The 1,443-nt window shown below is 38.3% G+C and carries 1 protein-coding gene; it reads left to right on the top strand.

Annotation, left to right across the window (positions count from 1 at the left end):
- Positions 1-55 precede the first annotated feature (55 nt).
- Positions 56-1,407 (top strand): IS3 family transposase gene (locus ACRRMM_RS19110; RefSeq protein ID WP_428828628.1). Its coding sequence is split into 2 segments (ribosomal slippage): positions 56-500 and positions 500-1,407, totalling 1,353 coding nucleotides; the frame shifts between segments, so codons are not numbered across the junction.
- The last annotated feature ends 36 nt before the right edge of the window (positions 1,408-1,443 follow it).

Below are 1,443 nucleotides of genomic sequence, written 5' to 3'. Positions count from 1 at the left end.
AGTGAAGTGCACCCCATATATTAGACACAGTCTAACATTTGGAGGTGCTTTTCTTTTGGCTAAATTTACAATTGAAGATAAAATCAAAGCGGTAAAACGATACCTCGTTGAACGCGAACCCCTGCTTGGAATTGCAAAACAGATTGGCGTGCACAAAAGCATACTTCAATATTGGGTCAGAAAGTATCAATATCATGGCAAAAAAGCTTTTTCAAAGTCATATACAAATTATCCAGTCCAATATAAACTAGACGTACTTGATTATATGAATGAACATGGGACGTCTATCTTGGAAACAGCTGCACTCTTTAACCTGCCTTCTGATACCACGCTTTGGAACTGGAAGCGCATCTTGGAAATACAAGGAGTAGACGCCCTTCAATCTAAGAAAAAGGGGCGTCCGTCTATGAAAAAGAAAACTGGAAAACAAGACATAACGAAAGGTTCAATGGAAGCTTTACAGGCAGAAGTAGAACATTTGCGCATGGAAAATGAGTATTTAAAAAAGTTGAATGCCTTAGTTCAAAACAAGGAACAATCACCAAACAAGACAAAGCGCAAGTAGTCTATGATTTAAGGCATCAATATCCGGTGAAATCACTTCTTAAGCTCGCATGTATTCCACGCAGTACCTACTATTACTTGATCAAGCATTTAGATCGTCCTGATCAGGATGTCGAACTGAAAAAGATGATTCAAACCATTTATCAGGAACATCAAGGACGTTATGGATATCGCCGGATTCGTGATGAACTAATCAACCGAGGACAAAAGGTAAATCACAAAAAAGTCCAGCGCATCATGAAAGTTCTAGGGCTAAAATGCATGGTCCGAGTGAAGAAATATCGTTCATACAGAGGCACAGTGAACAAAATAGCGCCTAATATATTGGCTCGTCATTTTCAAGCTGATAGGCCAAATGAGAAATGGGTCACAGATATAACGGAGTTCAAGTTATTTGGTCAGAAGCTCTATCTTTCGCCCATATTAGATCTATTTAATGGTGAAATCATTACCTATACAGTCGGTTCAAGACCTGTTTATTCACTCGTCTCAACGATGCTTCATCAGGCATTCAATCGTTTAGATGAAGATGAGAAACCAATGATACATTCTGATCAAGGATGGCATTACCAAATGAAGCAATATAGACACGACTTAAAAAAGCGTGGGATTACACAGAGTATGTCCCGAAAAGGTAACTGTTACGATAACGCAGTTATCGAGAACTTTTTTGGTATCTTAAAGTCTGAATTTCTATACCTAAAAAAATTTGAGAACATCGAACACTTCAAGCAAGAACTTGAACAATATATTGACTACTACAATCACACACGTATAAAGACAAAACTAAAAGGCATGAGTCCGATACAATATCGAACTCATGCCTCGAAAGCTGTCTCATAAAAAAACCGCGTCTAAATTTAGGGGGTCACTTCACAG

Source organism: Bacillus sp. XT-4 (assembly GCF_050864245.1).
Taxonomy (GTDB): Bacteria; Bacillota; Bacilli; order Bacillales; family Bacillaceae; genus Bacillus; species Bacillus altitudinis.
Note: the sequence above shows the minus strand (reverse complement) of the source record. Positions and strands in the feature narration are given on the sequence as shown.